The 604-nt window shown below is 50.5% G+C and carries 1 protein-coding gene; it reads left to right on the top strand.

Features of this window, described 5'->3' with window-relative positions; genetic code table 11:
* Positions 1–33: 33 nt before the first annotated feature.
* Positions 34–604 (top strand): DUF3943 domain-containing protein (locus OB13_RS20875; protein WP_461492114.1); only part of this gene is annotated, 571 nt, incomplete at its 3' end.

Below are 604 nucleotides of genomic sequence, written 5' to 3'. Positions count from 1 at the left end.
TTAAGCCTCAAAATACTCACCCTGCGTACGTTGATGGCTAAGGAAATACATACCAGCCTGCAGGCAAGATCATACATGAAATCAATCTATACCCTTGTCTTCTTTCTCAGTTTGGCCTACCAGCTTCAGGCGCAGAATGCTGCTGCTTCTTACCTGCACGCCATAGCCCGAGGCAGCGAAAACCAGCTGCATACCCTGGGTAGAGTTGAGACGATGATAACTCCTAAAAACGCATTAGATACTCCACTCTTTCCAGACGCTACTCTTCCTACCCATCCAACAGGTGTAGTACAAACAGACTCTGCTAATTCTAAACGGGCACCCCTCTGGAAACCTGCTGTTCAGGTAATCGGTGTCAATGCCCTGTTCATGGGCTTCAACCGCTACGTTACGAAAGCTGACTACGGGTATGTGAGTCCGAGCACCTGGAAAAGGAATTTAAGGTCAGAGCCCGAGTGGGATACAGACGAGTTCGGTATTAACTTCCTCGGCCATCCCTACCAGGGCACCCTTTACTTTAACGCGGCGCGTTCCCAAGGCTACAATTACTGGCAGTCTCTCCCTTTTGCCGTAGGCGGGAGCCTGACCTGGGAATACTTCGGGG

The organism is Pontibacter sp. HJ8, assembly GCF_054824225.1.
The sequence above is the reverse complement of the archived record's forward strand: the minus strand, read 5'-3'. Positions and strand labels throughout refer to the sequence as shown.